Annotated in this window: 13 protein-coding genes; 8 read left to right on the top strand and 5 right to left on the bottom strand. The window is 60.3% G+C overall.

What is annotated here, in order from left to right; genetic code table 11:
* Positions 1-87: 87 nt before the first annotated feature.
* From KX729_RS05830 to KX729_RS05815, 4 genes are read left to right on the top strand one after another with little or no spacing between them, the layout of a single operon-like run.
* The gene (locus KX729_RS05830; protein ID WP_246617423.1) at positions 88-744 is read left to right on the top strand and encodes a DUF6656 family protein; all 657 of its coding nucleotides are present in this window, start codon (positions 88-90) and stop codon (positions 742-744) included.
* A 33-nt stretch (positions 745-777) separates the two neighbouring features.
* On the top strand, positions 778-1,755 hold the full coding sequence (locus KX729_RS05825) for an L-threonylcarbamoyladenylate synthase (RefSeq protein ID WP_219741497.1): 978 nt from the start codon (positions 778-780) through the stop codon (positions 1,753-1,755).
* A gap of 30 nt (positions 1,756-1,785) precedes the next feature.
* The gene (locus KX729_RS05820) at positions 1,786-3,243 is read left to right on the top strand and encodes an FAD-binding oxidoreductase (RefSeq protein WP_219741496.1); all 1,458 of its coding nucleotides are present in this window, start codon (positions 1,786-1,788) and stop codon (positions 3,241-3,243) included.
* Positions 3,243-3,623, top strand: a complete 381-nt coding sequence (locus tag KX729_RS05815; RefSeq protein WP_219741495.1) for a winged helix-turn-helix domain-containing protein — start codon at positions 3,243-3,245, stop codon at positions 3,621-3,623. Before KX729_RS05820 ends, KX729_RS05815 begins: the two co-directional genes overlap by 1 nt.
* A 25-nt stretch (positions 3,624-3,648) precedes the next feature.
* Here the strand turns inward: KX729_RS05815 and KX729_RS05810 are convergent, their stop codons facing one another.
* Positions 3,649-6,579 (bottom strand): DUF1217 domain-containing protein, encoded by a 2,931-nt coding sequence (locus tag KX729_RS05810; protein WP_219741494.1) that lies wholly within the window; start codon positions 6,577-6,579, stop codon positions 3,649-3,651.
* A gap of 317 nt (positions 6,580-6,896) precedes the next feature.
* On the opposite strand from KX729_RS05810, the gene KX729_RS05805 reads away from it, so the two are divergent.
* Positions 6,897-7,463, top strand: a complete 567-nt coding sequence (locus KX729_RS05805) for a DUF6101 family protein (RefSeq protein WP_219741493.1) — start codon at positions 6,897-6,899, stop codon at positions 7,461-7,463.
* 117 nt (positions 7,464-7,580) lie between these two features.
* Here the strand turns inward: KX729_RS05805 and ubiA are convergent, their stop codons facing one another.
* The 4 genes from ubiA to KX729_RS05785 all read right to left on the bottom strand — a co-directional run bounded on the left by ubiA (position 7,581) and on the right by KX729_RS05785 (position 13,165).
* The gene (gene ubiA / locus KX729_RS05800) at positions 7,581-8,531 is read right to left on the bottom strand and encodes a 4-hydroxybenzoate octaprenyltransferase (protein ID WP_219741846.1); all 951 of its coding nucleotides are present in this window, start codon (positions 8,529-8,531) and stop codon (positions 7,581-7,583) included.
* Between the two features lie 35 nt (positions 8,532-8,566).
* Positions 8,567-9,301: a hypothetical protein gene (locus tag KX729_RS05795; protein WP_219741492.1), complete on the bottom strand. Its 735-nt coding sequence runs from the start codon at positions 9,299-9,301 to the stop codon at positions 8,567-8,569.
* 139 nt (positions 9,302-9,440) lie between these two features.
* A complete protein-coding gene (locus tag KX729_RS05790) occupies positions 9,441-10,697 on the bottom strand; it encodes a cyclopropane fatty acid synthase (protein WP_219741491.1) in 1,257 nt (418 codons plus the stop codon).
* Between the two features lie 170 nt (positions 10,698-10,867).
* Complete coding sequence (locus KX729_RS05785; protein ID WP_219741490.1) at positions 10,868-13,165, bottom strand: Tex family protein; 2,298 nt, start codon at positions 13,163-13,165, stop codon at positions 10,868-10,870.
* Positions 13,166-13,397: 232 nt separating this feature from the next.
* Here KX729_RS05785 and KX729_RS05780 point away from each other — a divergent pair, with 232 nt between their 5' ends.
* The 3 genes from KX729_RS05780 to KX729_RS05770 all read left to right on the top strand — a co-directional run bounded on the left by KX729_RS05780 (position 13,398) and on the right by KX729_RS05770 (position 15,657).
* On the top strand, positions 13,398-13,589 hold the full coding sequence (locus KX729_RS05780; protein WP_219741489.1) for a hypothetical protein: 192 nt from the start codon (positions 13,398-13,400) through the stop codon (positions 13,587-13,589).
* A 187-nt stretch (positions 13,590-13,776) separates the two neighbouring features.
* Positions 13,777-15,048, top strand: coding sequence for a phosphoribosylamine--glycine ligase (gene purD, locus KX729_RS05775; protein ID WP_219741488.1), 1,272 nt, complete (start codon positions 13,777-13,779; stop codon positions 15,046-15,048).
* Between the two features lie 99 nt (positions 15,049-15,147).
* A complete protein-coding gene (locus KX729_RS05770; RefSeq protein ID WP_219741487.1) occupies positions 15,148-15,657 on the top strand; it encodes a plant virulence effector HPE1-like domain-containing protein in 510 nt (169 codons plus the stop codon).
* Positions 15,658-15,689: the final 32 nt, after the last annotated feature.

Raw genomic sequence — 15,689 nt, 5'->3', positions numbered from 1 at the left:
CGACATCGGAAGCCGCAATGGCGACGGGAGTTCAACGACGCGTGAACAAGCCTCCAGCCTCGCAAAAGGGAAACCATTCATTAAGGGATGAAATCTCATACTCGCGCCATCCATGGGAGCGCAGCTGCCGTGCAGGAAAAGGCAAAGATCCGCTATTTCGAGACCCCGCCGCCGAAGCCTCCGGCACCGGTGGTGTCCAAGCTCGCCGCCCATTCTGAATTCCTGCGCACCGGGCGCATCGCCCGTTACAGTCCGGTCTGGCTTCCGGAAGAGCGCCGTTACCTTACCCATAATGAAGTTGCCGAGCGCACCGGCAAGCGGCTGGAAGCGGCCGGGGAAAAGAGCCACGAGCGGATCAATTCCTTCCACCGGTCGATCCAGTTTCCGAAAATCGTCTTCCACAAGACGCTCGATGAGCGGCCGCATCTCGGCTACTGTCATGTGACGGCGGCGAAAAGCATGATCGGCAAGCGTATTCCGGTCAGCTGGTCCTTCTATATCGCCAACTTCTTTTCCGAGATCGGCGAGGACGAAAAGTTCTTCGAGCGGATCAGCGCCAATTATTCGCGCATGTATTTCGCCGTTGCCGTGGAACGCGAAAAAGGCGAACCGCTCAAGATCAACCGGTCGCTGCGCAAGAACGGCCTGCTGTTCCAGACCAGCGATCCTTTGGAAGCGATCAAGAACGTGCTGCTGCTCGGCGCCTCGAACGATACGCTGCGCGAGATCATCAAAAAGCTTTGAAGACGGGTCCGTCCGCGTTATGGACTGACCGACATGACCGCCACCATCATCGACATCACCCGCGATCACGATATTGCCCTGCGCCGCGCGTCCGACGTGCTTGGCGAGGGGTTTCCGATCGCGATTCCGACCGAGACGGTCTATGGGCTGGCGGCGGATGCGACGAACCCGGTGGCAATCACCCGCATCTATGAGACCAAGGGACGGCCGCGCTTCAATCCGCTGATCTGCCATATGGCCGACCTTGAGATGGCGGAGCATTATGCGGTCTTCGATCCGATTTCGCGGAAACTCGCGGAACTCTTCTGGCCCGGACCGCTGACGATCATCCTGCCGCTGAAGGCCGAGAGCGGTATCCACTCACTGGCGACAGCCGGGCTCGATACGGTCGGCATCCGGCTGCCCAAAGGTTTTGCGTCGGAGCTTATCCGCGCCTTTGGCAAGCCGCTGGCGGCGCCGAGCGCCAATACATCCGGCAAGGTCAGCCCGACCAGCGCGCAACATGTCGCCGACGATCTTGGCGAAAAGCTGAAACTGATCCTCGACGGCGGCTCGGCTCCGGTCGGGGTCGAGTCCACTATCGTTCGCGTCGAGGACGGCGCGATCCGTCTCCTGCGGCCGGGCGGCGTGGCGGCGGAGGAAATCGAGAAGGCGACAGGGCTGACGGTCATCCGACCGGAAGGTCCGGCGGCAATCATCGAGGCGCCGGGCATGCTTGCCTCGCATTATGCGCCGGGTGCAGCGGTGCGTCTCAACGCCGATCACATCGAGGCCGGCGAGGCGCTGATCAATTTCGGTTCGAGATCCCCGAAGGGGATCGAACATTCTGCAGCAGTTTTCGACCTCAGCCCCTCTGGAGACCTTGCGGAAGCGGCCTCGAACCTGTTCGATTACCTGAAGCGCGCCGATGCCACCGGTGCTACCCGTATTGCCGTCTCCCCGATACCCGATCACGGGCTCGGCGAGGCGATCAACGACCGGCTGGCCCGCGCCGCAGCGCCGCGGGAATAGCCGGGACAAACCATAAAGAAGGAAACGCCGATGGATATTTCCGGACCGAAACCCGAACTTCTCGATCGTTTCGCGGCGATCGTCGGCGCCAATCACGTCTTGACGGACCCGAAGGATCTCGCGCCGCATCTGGTGGAAGGTCGCGGGCTCTACAAGGGCTCCTCCCCCATGCTCCTGAAGCCGGGTTCGACGGCGGAAGTCGCGGCGATCATGAAGCTTGCCAGCGAGACCGGCACGCCGATCGTGCCGCAGACGGGCAATACCGGCATGGTGGGCGGCCAGACACCGCGCACCGGCGGCCATGATATCATCCTGTCGCTGGAACGCATGAACCGCATCCGCGATGTCGACCCGGTCGCCAATGTTCTGGTGGCGGATGGCGGCGCGATCCTGGCCGACGTCCACAAGGCGGCGGAAGCAGTAAACCGGCTCTTCCCGCTGTCGCTCGGCTCGGAAGGCTCCTGCCGCATCGGTGGCAATCTTTCCACCAATGCCGGCGGCACCGCTGTGCTGGCCTACGGAAACATGCGCCAGCTCTGCCTCGGTCTTGAAGTCGTGCTGCCGACGGGAGAAATCTGGGATGGCCTGCGCCGTCTCAAGAAGGACAATACCGGTTACGACCTGCGCGACCTGTTCATCGGCGCGGAAGGCACCCTCGGCATCATTACCGGCGCGGTGCTGAAACTTTTCCCGCAGCCGGTCGGCCACCAGGTGGCGATGGCGGGGCTGAATTCGACCGAGGATGCGCTGAAGCTGTTCGAATTGGCATCCAATCTCTGCGGCACAGCGCTGACTGGCTTCGAACTGATGCCGCGCATCGGCGTCGAATTCACCGTGCGTCATACGGACGGCGTTCGCGATCCGCTGGAAGGGCCGCATGCCTGGTACACGCTGATCGACATCTCCACGTCAGATTCCGCAGAGACGGCCGAGGCGATGATCCAGTCGCTTTTGGAGCAGGGTTTCGAAAACGGCCTGATCCAGGATGCAGTGATTGCCTCTTCCCTGCAGCAGCAGCGGGCATTGTGGAACATGCGCGAAAGCATGTCGGATGCGCAGAAGCCGGAAGGCGGCTCGATCAAGCACGATATTTCCGTGCCCGTCTCCAAGGTGCCGGCCTTCATGGCGGCGGCCGACAAGGCGGTATTGGAAGCGATCCCCGGCGCCCGCATCTGCGCCTTCGGCCATCTGGGCGACGGCAATATCCACTACAACATTTCCCAGCCGGTCACTGCCGATATGGGGGCCGACAAGGCGGCCTATCTCGCCCGCTGGAGGGAGGTCAACGCGATCGTCCATCCGCTGGCGATCTCCTTCGGCGGTTCGATTTCCGCCGAACACGGCATCGGCCAATTGAAGCGCGACGAGCTGGCGGATATCCGCACGCCGATCGAAATGGACCTGATGCGTCGCATCAAGCAGGCCTTCGATCCGGCCGGAATCATGAACCCCGGCAAGGTGGTGGCGATCCCTGGAGCGGGCCTCTGATGAGCCAATCTCCCCGCACGACGATCCGCATTGATCTCGACAACGGCGTGCGCCTCGGCCCCGGCAAGGCGCAGCTTCTGGAGCTGATCGCCGAACACGGCTCGATCCGGGCGGGCGGGGCGGCGATCGGCATGTCCTATCGCCGCGCCTGGCTGCTGGCAGACGAGATCAACCGGATGTTCCGCGAACCGTCGATCTTCACCCGCCACGGGGGAAAAAGCGGCGGCGGCGCGGGCCTGACGGAATTCGGGCGGGAGCTTCTGTCGCGCTACCGGCGCATGGAGGAGGCAAGCCGTAACGCCATGAGCGCCGATCTCGACTGGCTGGTTGCCAATACGGACCCCAATTTCCAGCCGCTCGGCAAAGCCGACGACACCTGAGGCGGCCCCCAAACGAACCTTGGGCTTAGCCGACCTTGAGCTGCGACAACGCCCAGAGCGTATCGGCGCTGACGCCGCCGCCGTTGCTGTTCATGATGTCCAGCGCCGGTGAGTTCACCGTTGCATTCTCGATGTCGTACATGATGGTGAAGCGCTGGATCAGCTTCTTCAGCTTTTCCGGATCCGCCAGTTCTTCCAGATTGAGCTTCTTCTTCACCAGCTTGGCCTGCTGGTCGACGTCCATGTTGCCGATTTCGCTTGGCAGCTGGTAAGTGACGCGGAAGAACTCCATCAGCGCCTCGTCACCGAGGATGACATAGGGGTCGGTGATCGTGTCGGCCATGCGCTGGAAATAAAGCGCCAGGCGGACACCGTTGTTTTCCTCGCCCTCCTGTGCTTCCAGAAGCTGCTGCACGTAATTGGCCTGGGTCGCCGCGACTTCGCCGCCGTTCTGGGCCAGGTTTCCGACGCTGCGATCGATATCGCCCTTTTCGGTGAAGTTGAAGGTGCCGACGATCTGCGCGAAGCGCTTGTCGGCCTGCGTATTTATGAAGCTCGTCGGGTCGCTGATATCGGAGGTGAAAGCCTTTTTCAGGAAATCGTCGGTGACTGACTTCGGGTCGATGCCCTTTGACGTCAGCAGGATATCCATGAGCTTGCGATCTTTCAGCAGAGCATCGCGCGTGTCGATCTTCTGCATCGTATCGGTATAATATTTCGCCTCGTCGCTCGCCTTTTTCTTGGCGGCGTCCAGTTCGTCACCTTTCAGGAAGCGGGTCTGGCGAAGAATATAGTCCTTGGCGACGTTGGTGATCGTCGAATTGGACTGAGCCAGGACCGGCGTCGCGACCTTGCCGTCCGTACCGAAGTTGAAGAGCTTGGCAAGCGACAGGATGCGCTCGTCCTTCAGCTTGTAGATATAGCTGTTCGGATCGGAAAGATCGCTTTTCAGGGCGTTCTTGATGGTGATCTTCGAGACGGTGGAAGGATCGATGCCCACCGCTTCCAGTGCAAACTCATAGCTCGTCTGAGCTTCGGTTCCGAGGAATTCATCGAGCGTTTTGATCTGCGCGATATCGATCTTGTAGAACTTGACGTCCTTGGTGTGCTGGGTTTCCTGCTTGTCGTCCCAGCGGCTCATATAGTTGTTGCGGCTGGTACTGACCTGCAGCGAGTCCTGGATGCCGCCGGCCTTGACGGTGCCATCCGTATTGAAATTGAAGGCCTTGTTGAGCGCCAGATAGTCCGGACTGTTGTTGCCGAATTTGACGATGTAGTTGTTGGGATCGGTAAGGTCGGTCGTCAGGATGCTTTCGATGGTCGATTTGACGACCGTTGCCTTGTCGAGATTGAAGGCGGTCTTCAGGTATTGAAGAATGCGCGGATCGTCCGTCAGGTCCTTGAAGGTCGTGGCCGTCTTGGCCTTCTTCTCGAAATATTCCTGGTTGAACATCGCCTCGGCATGCGTGAGCTTCGTCTGCTTGTTGAAGAAGCCCTTGGTGATCTCCTGCATCTTATCCGCCGTCAGGGCGCCGGTGGCGGGAACTGTGCCATCGGTATTGAACTGGAAATCCGTCATCAACGACTTCATGACGCCGATATAAGACATGTCGTTGGTTTTCTGCTGCATCTTCGCCTGCAGTTCCCTCAGGCGGGTGGATGCCTGAGAGAGTGACACCAGGTGAGCGTTCAGCACGTCATAGCGGGCCTGCGCATCGGCAAGAGCCTGCTGGGTCGTCGGCAGCGCATCGTTGATGTCGTCGAGGCTCACCTGTGCTTCATCGATCTTCGGCTGCAGGACGGATGCGTCACCGCCGGCATCGATCTCTGCCTGCCAGCCGGCGATACTGTTTTCCAGCTCCGTCTTCTTGGCCTGCCCCGCGGCGATCGCCTGCTGATAGGTCGGAATCTGGGTGGACAGCGTCTGGCGCTCGTTGAGGTCGTTGATCTCGGTCTGCGCGCCGCCGCTCAGGCCCTTGTCCAGTTCCACCATCCGCGCGTCCGCGTCGGCTACCGGCACCAGGCGGCCGTTCAGCTCGTCGACACGGGTCTGTGCGGTCGTAAGGCTGGCCTGATCCTTCGTAATCAGGTCGTCCGTATCCTGGATGGTCTTGTTGAGAGCATCGATATCCTTCTGGAGCTGGACAGCGTCGCCATTGCCAGCATCAAGATCCGCCTGCTTGGCGTCCCTCTGCTGCGTCAGCGCCGTCTTCTTTTCCTGGCCGAGCTGGACCGAATCCGTCAGGGTGCCGATGTTGGTGAGCAGCTTCTTGCGCTCACCGAGTTCGTTATATTCGGTCAGGTCCGTGGTGTATTCGTCGACCGTACTGCCATAGTTCTGCTGGTAGTAGCTGTTCGGGTCGTTCGGATCGCTGGTCAACACGCCCTTGAGCTTGTTGAAGTCGAAATACTTCTGGTCGATGCCATAAGCCGTGAAGACGAACTGGCGCAAGTCTTCGTTCTGAAGGAACTGGTCGACGTTCTTGAGCAGGCCGGGTGGGCCGAACATCACCTTGAAGTAGCGGTTGCTCTCTTCGATCTCGTCGTTCTGCGCGGCAATCGTCTGGTCATAGGTGTCGAGCAGCTTGTCCATCTGGCCGTTGGACTGCGCAGTGGCGGCATCGGCCGACGCGGCGCCGAAATTGAAGGCGGATGCGAAATTGCTGTAGCGATCGTCCGTCAGGCGGTTCGCGAAGCTGTTGTCGTCGGAAAGGTCGCTTTCCAGAACCTGCTTCATGAACGCCTTGGCGTAGATCATGTCCTCCAGGCCATGGGCCTTCATGGCGAAGGAGAAGAGGCGATAGTTGTCGAGGAACTCGTCGACGCTCTTCACCTTGCCGATGTTGTCCTGATAATATTTGCTGTCGTTGGCCACGGTCGTCTGGCTCGAGACCTGCTTCAGGCTTTTCTGAATATCTCGGTTGACGAGATCGAAGGTGAGATAGGTCGATACCATGGACGGGCGGCCCCACGAGTCGGAATGATGCTTTCGCAAGCATCACCCACTCACCTTGCCCGGGGCTTTTCAGACCTGTGCCGATATTACCAAGCCCTTGGCCGGACTGCATTTTTTCAGGCCGATTCACCTTCCGGAAACCCAAACCCGGGTGGTTTTGCTAACCATTCGATCAGGCAAACTTTCCTTAACCGCGATTTTTAAGCTGTCTCGAACATGCCCGCCCTATGCTTCAGCTATCAGAGGACAAAAGTCCCGCAGAGAACGCAAGCCGGGAAACCGGAACGGCTCTCAGGTAAAACAAGGGTAGCATAACGATGACCAACACTGTTCTGAAGCCCGTCTGGGCAGGGTCGACATTGAGGCTCGATCCGTCTCGTTTCCCGCAGCAGGTTACCTATGCGCTGCGCGAGACATCAGGAGATGTCACCATCACCATCGACGAGCGCGGCGCCGTGCTGCGCAAGATCCTTCCCGCCAGCGGCCTGCCGCTGTCCTTCGCTCTTCCGGCCCGCGCCTTCAAGGGTGTCGCCGCCCGCGCCATCGATCATGGCGACGGCGAAGTGACCGTGACGCTGGAACTGCATCACGAAGATCCGGATCTCTGCATCCCGCTTCTGGTGGCCCACGACCTCTGCGATATCGCCGCAGACTGGCGCTCCTGGTCGGATGCTTTCCGCATTCCCATGCTGATGGTCGAAGCCGACGGCATCGCCCGTCCGCTGGAAAACCACATCGGCGACGTACGATCCAGCGCCACCAAGCCGCGCCGCCGCCATTCCTATTTCGCCGCCCGCCGCCCCCGCTTCCTGGTGCGCCGTACCACCGGCAGCCTGGGTGTCACGATGAAGATCGAAGGTAAGGAGATTATCGCGCGCCGCTAGGGCTTTGTTTGTCCCTTTGTCCACCGCCCCGCGCGATAGTGAGCGTTTCCAGCCGCTCCAGAATGGAGCGCTGAAACGCCCGATGGAAGCCCGATCACAGCCGATCGGGCTTTTCCATTAAATAACCAGCGCCAACACCAGACCGGCAAACAGGATCGCCCCCACATGGTGGTTCGACTTGAAGAGCCTGAGGCACTGGTCCCCGTCCTCGATATCAAGCACGACGATCTGCCGGGCGAACATGCCGGCCGCGACAAGAAGGCCGAGATAGGCCATCAGGCCTGCGCCCGCTGAAACGAAGGCCAGGATCATGAACAGCAGTGTCAGGCCGTAAAGGCCGATCAGCCAGGCCTTCGTATCGTCTCCGAACAGGCGCGCCGTCGAGCGCACGCCGACGAGTTCGTCATCTTCCTTGTCCTGGTGTGCATAGATCGTGTCGTAACCGATCGTCCAGGCGACCGCCGCCAGATAAAGCCAGATCGCCGCCCAGGACAGGCCGCCGAATACCGCTGCCCAACCCATGAGCGCCCCCCAGGAGAAGGCCAGACCCAGGAAGAATTGCGGCCAGTCGGTAAAGCGCTTGGCGAAGGGATAGATTGCCACCACCACTAGCGACGCGATGCCGAGCAGGATCGAAAAGCCGTTGAACTGGATGAGGACGAGCAGGCCGACAATCGCCTGCACAAGGATGAAGATTTTCGCGCCGAAACGCGACGCCCTGCCGGACGGCAGCGGCCGCGAGCGGGTGCGCTCGACCTCCATGTCTATTCTGTGGTCGACCAGATCGTTGTAGGTGCAGCCGGCCCCTCGCATGGCGACCGAGCCGATGAAAAACAGGATCAGGTGCCAGATGAGCAGGCCAGGCGAAAAGGTGCCGAGATTTGCCGCCGCATTGGCCGCCAGCGCCGCCGACCAGAAGCAGGGCCACATGAGAAGCTGCCAGCCGATCGGCCGGTCCCAGCGGGCGAGCTGCGCATAGGGCCAGGCCTGCCGAGGCAGCACCCGATATACCCAATTGTTCGACGGAGCATCGGCCACACGGCCGGCAAAATTATCGGCGTTCGTCATCATGCCGCGGTTTTATCGGTTGGCTGACGAGGCGGTCAAGCGCCGACGGGTGCGAGCCTATGCGGCAAGCTGTCTGCTCCAAACCTCACATAGACGCGCGCCAGGGCAACAGCCGCGTAAGTAACACTTACCCACTGGATGAAGGATGCAAGCGCAGATAGCAATATCATCGGCACATTCGGAGATCCGTCTGTGATGAAATCACCCGGAAAGTAGAAAACCGCAACAAAGCCTATCAGCATGGTGGCGATCTGCATCACCACCAACGACAGGAATAGGTGTCCCAATGTCTTGGGGAAACTTGCAATACCCCTGCGCCAGGCATCCTTTAGTGAGGTCCCTACGCCCGTTATGCTGGATGTCGGCCAGGTTCCGACACACGACATCAATACCGAATAGACGACGATGAATGCGACGAGGAAAAATACAAGACCGTGGAGGTTTTGTCCGTTGGATACGGTTATTTGCCAGATGAGCGCCGGGCTGGACAGGATCAGCGCGATCACTGCGAGCGCGATCGCTTTCAGGCTATAGCGCCACATGCCCTTATAGAAGCTGGGCACATGCCTGGTGATCGACTTGAACGTCGTCGAATAGATTACCGCGCCCTGCACGATCATGGCGAGGTATATCGTCAGGAAGATCCCAACTCCGCTGGTTGAAGAGGTTCCAGTCGTTTCCTGAAATAGCGTCAGCCCCAGAGAAACAAGCACCATGGCGAGATAAAACGTCCAGTTTCGAACGATAATCGAGAAAATCTGCGCATACATACTGAAAAGCCCCCTGGACCGGACGACTGCCCGATCGAATGAATCGGGTCGTTGCCGACCCAATTCTGCAAGCTAAGGGGAACCGGGATATTTTCCTAGACGCGCGCTAAGATTGCGGCATCCGTCTTTGCTTGAAGCCTCACACCGCAATCTTATCCAGTGGAATGCGCTGCTGTTCGAAAGCCCTCAGCTCTGCTTCCTTCTCGTAGATGTAATCGCGATTATCCGGCACCGCGGTGCGCTTCTTGACGATCTGCATCTGGAAAATGTGAAACGCCTCGTGGGTGAAGGCCATTTCGGAACCGGCGAGATAGAATTCCCACATGCGCACGAAACGCTCGTCATAAAGAGCGATCGCCTTTTCCTTGTTCGCCATGAAGCGCTCGCGCCAGTGGCGCAGCGTGTGGGCATAATGCATCGGCAGGATTTCGATGTCAGAGACGAGCAAGCCCGCCTTTTCGATCGCCGGCAGCACTTCCGAGATCGCCGGGATGTAACCGCCGGGGAAGATGTATTTCTCGATCCACGGATTGTTGTAGATCGCCGGATAGGGCTGACCGATCGAGTGCAGCACCATGACGCCGTCATCGGCCAGCACGTCGTTCACCTTGTTGAAGAACTTGCGATAGTTCAGCCGGCCGACATGCTCGAACATGCCGACCGAGACGATGCGGTCGAATTTGTCGGCGGTCGGCATATAATAATAGTCCTGCAGCTCGAAACGGACGCTATGGGCAAGCCCGCGCTTCATCGCGCGTTCGCGGGAAATCTTGAGCTGCTCGGTCGAGAGCGTGATGCCGGTGACGTCGACGCCGGAGGACTCCGACAGATACATGGCCATGCCGCCCCAGCCGGAGCCGATTTCCAGCGCTCTCTGGCCTGGCTCGGCAAGAAGTTTCGCGACGATGTGGCGCTTCTTGGCGATCTGCGCCTCATCGAGCGAAATACCCGGCGGATTGAAATAGGCGCAGGAATATTGCCAGTCCTCGTCGAGAAACAGCGAGAACAGCTTTTCGTCGAGATCGTAATGATGGGCGACGTTCTTGCGATTGTGGTTGATCGGCACGCGGTTGCGGAACTGCGAAGCGATCATCCGGCCGACGCTGCGCATGATAATGCCGAATGTCAGGCCTTCGCTCAGCGTGTTGTCCTTGATGAGCGCGAGGAACTCGTAGATGTCCCCCTCTTCGACCACGAGCCGGCCGTCCATATAGAGTTCGCCGAGCTGAAGCTGCGGGTCGCCGACCATGGCGCGCTCGGCCGCCTCGTCGGTGAAGCGGATGGTGACTTTCCTGCCCCCTCCTCCGCCATAGTGCTGCTCGCCGCCGGATCCCCTGACGGTAAGCGTTCCGATTTTGATGATTTTGCTGAGAAGAATGTGAAGGGACGAGGCCATAGACTCACCTCCGATATACTAAGGCTGCCTTACTAATTGCAAAACTTAATATGTTTCTGCCGAGTTTCAAGCGCATTCCCGACATCAAAATGACACAAAAAAACAGGTCGTCAAACCTCTGTTCGACGACCTGCATCCTGTGATTGAAACTTGACGAAAGCCAATAAAAATTACTTCCGTTTTAAAGCTTCCGCGAGTGCTGCGCCGAAAGCCCCCTGCGAAGAAGGCTTCTCCGTTTTCATAAATTTTTGATCCGAGGGCTTGGCTCGCTCGCCGCCGCGGGGTGCGGGAGCCGCCTCTCCGCCGTCCTTGCGCATGGTCAGGGCGATGCGTTTGCGCTTCGCGTCCACCTCGACGACGCGCACTTTCACGACGTCGCCGGCCTTCACCACTTCATGCGGGTCCTTGATGAAGCGGTCGGCGAGTTGCGAGACGTGGACGAGCCCGTCCTGATGTACGCCGATATCGACGAAAGCGCCGAAAGCAGCGACGTTGGTGACCGTACCTTCCAGCATCATGCCCGGCACCAGGTCGGAAATCTCGTTGACCCCTTCCGCGAAGGTGGCCGTCTTGAAGCTCGGGCGCGGGTCGCGGCCGGGTTTTTCCAGTTCCGAGATGATGTCCTTGACCGTCGGCAGGCCGAACTGCTCGTCGATGAATTTTTTCGGATCGAGCGCCTTCAGTGTCGCGCTATCGCCCATCAGGCTGCGGAGATCCCGGCCACAGGCGGCGACGATCTTCTTGGCGACGCCATAGGCTTCCGGGTGGACGGACGAGGAATCGAGCGGTTCCTTGCCATTCGGAATGCGCAGGAAGCCGGCGGCCTGTTCGAAGGTGCGGTTGCCGAGGCGGGCAACCTTCAGAAGGTCGCGGCGGCTGGCGAAGGCACCATTGGCGTCCCGATGGGCAACGATCGCTTCGGCAATCGAGCGGCTGAGGCCGGACACGCGAGACAGTAGCGGGGCCGACGCCATGTTGAGATCGACACCGACGGCATTCACCGCGTCTTCGACGACGGCATCGAGCGAGCGTGAGAGCTTGTTTTGGTCGACATCGTGCTGGTACTGGCCGACGCCGATCGATTTCGGCTCGATCTTGACGAGTTCGGCGAGCGGATCCTGCAGGCGGCGGGCAATCGACACGGCGCCACGCAGCGACACGTCGAGCTGCGGGAATTCCAATGCGGCGGTTTCCGAGGCGGAATAAACCGATGCGCCGGCTTCCGAGACGATGACCTTGGTGGGCTTCGGAGCGGGCAGCGCCGTCAGCATGTCTGTGACGAGCTTTTCCGTCTCGCGGCTGCCGGTGCCGTTGCCGATGGCGATCAGCTCGACATTGTGCTTGCGGACGAGCGAGGCCAGCTCCGCCTGGGTGCCGCGAACGTCATTCCTCGGCGGGAAAGGATAGACCGTCGTGGTTTCCAGCAGCTTGCCGGTGGCATCGACGATCGCGACCTTGACGCCGGTACGAATGCCCGGATCGAGGCCCATCGTGGAACGCGAGCCGGCCGGGGCGGCCAGCAGCAGGTCCTTGAGGTTACGGGCAAAGACATGGATCGCCTCCTCCTCGGCCCTCTCGCGCAGTTCGCGCATCAAGTCGAGCGACAGAGAAACGGAGAGTTTCACGCGCCAGGTCCAGCCCGCAACCTCTATCAACCAACGGTCGGCAGCGCCCTTGTCACGGATGTCGAAGGCAAGGGCGATGATGCGCTGAGCGGGCTTGACCGGCGACGGATCGTCGGCATCGACATCGATCGTCAGCGTCAGGAATTCCTCGTTCCAACCGCGCAGCATGGCGAGCGCCCGGTGGCCCGGGGCATTCGCCCAACGTTCCGTATGGTCGAAATAGTCGGAGAACTTGGCGCCGACTTCCTGCTTGCCATCGACGACACGCGCCTTCAGCTGCGCGCCGTCGCGCATGTGCTGGCGCAGCTTGCCGAGCAGGTCGGCGTTTTCCGAGATGTTTTCCGCGACGATATCGCGGGCGCCATCCAGCGCCGTCTTCACGTCGGTAACTTCGCCCGTCACATAGGTCTCGGCGAGCTTCGCCGGGTCGATGGAGCGGTCTGCCCAGATCGCATCCGCCAGCGGGCCGAGGCCGCGCTCGCGGGCGATCTCGGCGCGGGTACGGCGCTTGGGCTTGTAGGGAAGGTAGAGGTCTTCCAGCTCCGCCTTGGTGGCGGCCCTGGCGATCTTGCCCGAGAGCTCGTCGGTCATCTTGCCCTGGCCGTTGATCGAGTCGACGATCGAGGCGCGACGAGCTTCCAGCTCGCGCAGATAGACAAGCCGTTCGGAGAGATTGCGCAGCTGCGTATCGTCCAGGCCGCCGGTCACTTCCTTGCGGTAGCGGGCGATGAAGGGAACCGTGGCGCCCTCGTCGATCAGCCCGATCGCGGCAGCCGCCTGTTCGGGGCGGGCGTTGATTTCAGCGGCGATCGCGGCGGAAAGGAAACGGATATCGGCGGCCATGTAGGTCCTCTTCCAAAACAGGAGGGGCGAACATAATCAAACTTTGTGGCAAGGCAACGCAGGCCCTCACCGGTTCCACAGATTGATGGAGAGCAGCGGATGTGCCGGAACGATACGCGTTTGACAAATGCTAACCACGCTGCTGTGGAAAAGAGGTGACAACCTCTCACCTTTCCAAGTTGAGGCCTACATTCCCCTCCGCCGCATGAAGCGGACAGGAATGGAGGTATGTATGCCGAAGAAAGCAGCCAGGATTCTGGCCTCAGACACGGCGGTTGCGACCGAAGAACTCGAAGCCGTCATTTCCTATCTCGACGAAAAGCTCGACAACGCGCGGGCCAGGGACGAGCCCGTGCCGTTTCTGGCCTATCGCAACAGGGTGATCTTCCAGACGACACTGAACATTCGACGAGGGCGAACCTAAGGGGATTTGCCGACGGCCTTTCCTCCGTTTCTCTCAGACGGTAGAGGCTGCCGGCCACATTCAGACAAGATGCAGCAATCGAGGGCCGCCGAACTGAGGCGGAATGTTCAACGGCCCTTGACCTTTTCCCGCCCTCCCCTTAACCGCCCCAAAGGATATGTTTCCAGATGAGGCGCGAGGGCGGGACATGAAGGTTCTCTTGATCGGATCGGGCGGACGCGAGCATGCGCTGGCCTGGAAACTCGCCCAGTCTCCGAAACTTTCCGAATTCTATGTCGCCCCCGGCAATCCGGGCATCGCCGAACATGCGGCCGCCGTCGATCTCAATATCGACGATCATCAGGCCGTCGCTGGCTTCTGTCGCGACAAGGCGATCGACCTTGTTGTCATCGGACCCGAAGCACCGCTGGTCGCGGGCCTTGCGGATGCCCTGCGCGGTGCGGGCATTACCGTTTTTGGCCCATCTGCCGCCGCGGCACAGCTGGAAGGCTCCAAAGGCTTCACCAAGGATCTTTGCGCCCGCTACGACATCCCGACTGGCGCCTACCAGCGCTTCACCGATGCCGCTGCGGCAAAGGCCTACGTGTGCGAACAAGGTGCGCCGATCGTCGTGAAGGCGGATGGGCTGGCGGCCGGCAAGGGCGTCACGGTCGCAATGACAGTCGAGGAAGCACTGGCGGCAATCGACGACTGCTTCGACGGCGCGTTCGGCGCAGCCGGTGCTGAAGTCGTGGTCGAGGCCTATCTCGACGGCGAGGAGGCGAGCTTCTTCTGCCTGTCCGACGGCAAGACCGCGCTGGCGCTCGCCACCGCACAGGACCACAAGCGCGTCGGCGATGGTGATACCGGCCCGAATACCGGCGGCATGGGCGCCTATTCGCCGGCGCCTGTCATGACGGCAGAGATGGTCTCCCGCACCATGAAGGAGATCATCGAACCGACGATCCGCGGCATGGCGGAGAGCGGCTATCCCTTCACCGGCGTGTTTTTCGCCGGCCTGATGATCACCGCCAAGGGGCCGGAACTGATCGAATACAATGTCCGCTTCGGTGATCCGGAAACGCAGGTGCTGATGATGCGCCTGGAGAGCGATCTCCTCGACCTGCTTTACGCCGCGGCGTCAGGCACGCTCGACCAGGTTTCCGCCGAATGGAGCGACGACGTGGCGCTGACTGTCGTCATGGCGTCGAAGGGCTATCCGGGTTCTTATGACAAGGGCACGCCGATCGCGGCGCTGCCACAGACAGGACCCGGCGAAAAGGTGTTTCATGCCGGGACCGCTTTGAAAGACGGCGCACTGGTCGCGACCGGCGGTCGCGTGCTGAACGTCACCGCGACGGGCAAGACCGTCGCCGAGGCGCAGGCGCACGCCTACGCGCTGGTGGACCGCGTGGAATGGCAGAACGGCTTCTGCCGCCGCGATATCGGCTGGCAGGCTGTGGCGCGTGAAAAAAACTGATCCGGCTGAGGCCGTTTCATTCAAAATTTACCGATTCTCCTGACGGGATCGAAACGAAACCGCGATACTTCTTGGCTTACTAAAAGAAGGATCTCGGTGATGCGTCTCCTCCTCGCGACTGCAATGGTATTGGCAAGCAGCTCGGCTTTCGCCTCGTCGATCGTCGCGATCGGCAGCGGCCATGCATCCGGCCCGAGCATCGTCGAGAAGCGCTGCACCGATTGCCCGCCGATTGTAGAGAAAAACCGCAGCTCCACCTACAAGGTGCCCGAGCTGGCAAACGGTACCCAGAAGACGGATATCGTCGAGATCAATGGCGAGAAAAAACTCGTCCGTACCGAAGTCTGGTTCGGCGGCTCACCGGTCATCTATGTCAGCAAGCTTCCCGACTGGATGGCGGAGGAGAAGGCTGTCGCCGCGCTTCATCCGCAAAGCAACGGTTCGACCGAGAACGAACTCGCCACGACGGCCTCGACCGGCGATGGCGTCGATGTCGAATCCACAACCGGCGCTCTCCCCAAGGAGATCGACGGCGTGTCGGGAATCACTGCCGCCGCAATGGCCCCTGCTCCACTCGCGATCGACGGTTTTCAGCTCAGAGTAAATTGATTCTAAATTAGAAATTTAGAATATTTACAGAG

The organism is Neorhizobium populisoli (assembly GCF_019430945.1).
Lineage (GTDB): Bacteria > Pseudomonadota > Alphaproteobacteria > Rhizobiales > Rhizobiaceae > Neorhizobium > Neorhizobium populisoli.
Note: the sequence above shows the minus strand (reverse complement) of the source record. Positions and strands in the feature narration are given on the sequence as shown.

Bases quoted from the DNA above. Each gene is read 5' to 3' on its own strand.
- KX729_RS05815 (WP_219741495.1), top strand. From the start codon at position 3,243: ATGAGCCAATCTCCCCGCACGACGATCCGCATTGATCTCGACAACGGC.
- KX729_RS05770 (WP_219741487.1), top strand. From the start codon at position 15,148: ATGCGTCTCCTCCTCGCGACTGCAATGGTATTGGCAAGCAGCTCGGCT.
- KX729_RS05820 (WP_219741496.1), top strand. From the start codon at position 1,786: ATGGATATTTCCGGACCGAAACCCGAACTTCTCGATCGTTTCGCGGCG.
- KX729_RS05785 (WP_219741490.1), bottom strand. From the start codon at position 13,165: ATGGCCGCCGATATCCGTTTCCTTTCCGCCGCGATCGCCGCTGAAATC.
- purD (WP_219741488.1), top strand. From the start codon at position 13,777: ATGAAGGTTCTCTTGATCGGATCGGGCGGACGCGAGCATGCGCTGGCC.
- KX729_RS05830 (WP_246617423.1), top strand. From the start codon at position 88: ATGAAATCTCATACTCGCGCCATCCATGGGAGCGCAGCTGCCGTGCAG.
- ubiA (WP_219741846.1), bottom strand. From the start codon at position 8,531: ATGACGAACGCCGATAATTTTGCCGGCCGTGTGGCCGATGCTCCGTCG.
- KX729_RS05810 (WP_219741494.1), bottom strand. From the start codon at position 6,579: ATGGTATCGACCTATCTCACCTTCGATCTCGTCAACCGAGATATTCAG.
- KX729_RS05790 (WP_219741491.1), bottom strand. From the start codon at position 10,697: ATGGCCTCGTCCCTTCACATTCTTCTCAGCAAAATCATCAAAATCGGA.
- KX729_RS05780 (WP_219741489.1), top strand. From the start codon at position 13,398: ATGCCGAAGAAAGCAGCCAGGATTCTGGCCTCAGACACGGCGGTTGCG.
- KX729_RS05825 (WP_219741497.1), top strand. From the start codon at position 778: ATGACCGCCACCATCATCGACATCACCCGCGATCACGATATTGCCCTG.
- KX729_RS05805 (WP_219741493.1), top strand. From the start codon at position 6,897: ATGACCAACACTGTTCTGAAGCCCGTCTGGGCAGGGTCGACATTGAGG.
- KX729_RS05795 (WP_219741492.1), bottom strand. From the start codon at position 9,301: ATGTATGCGCAGATTTTCTCGATTATCGTTCGAAACTGGACGTTTTAT.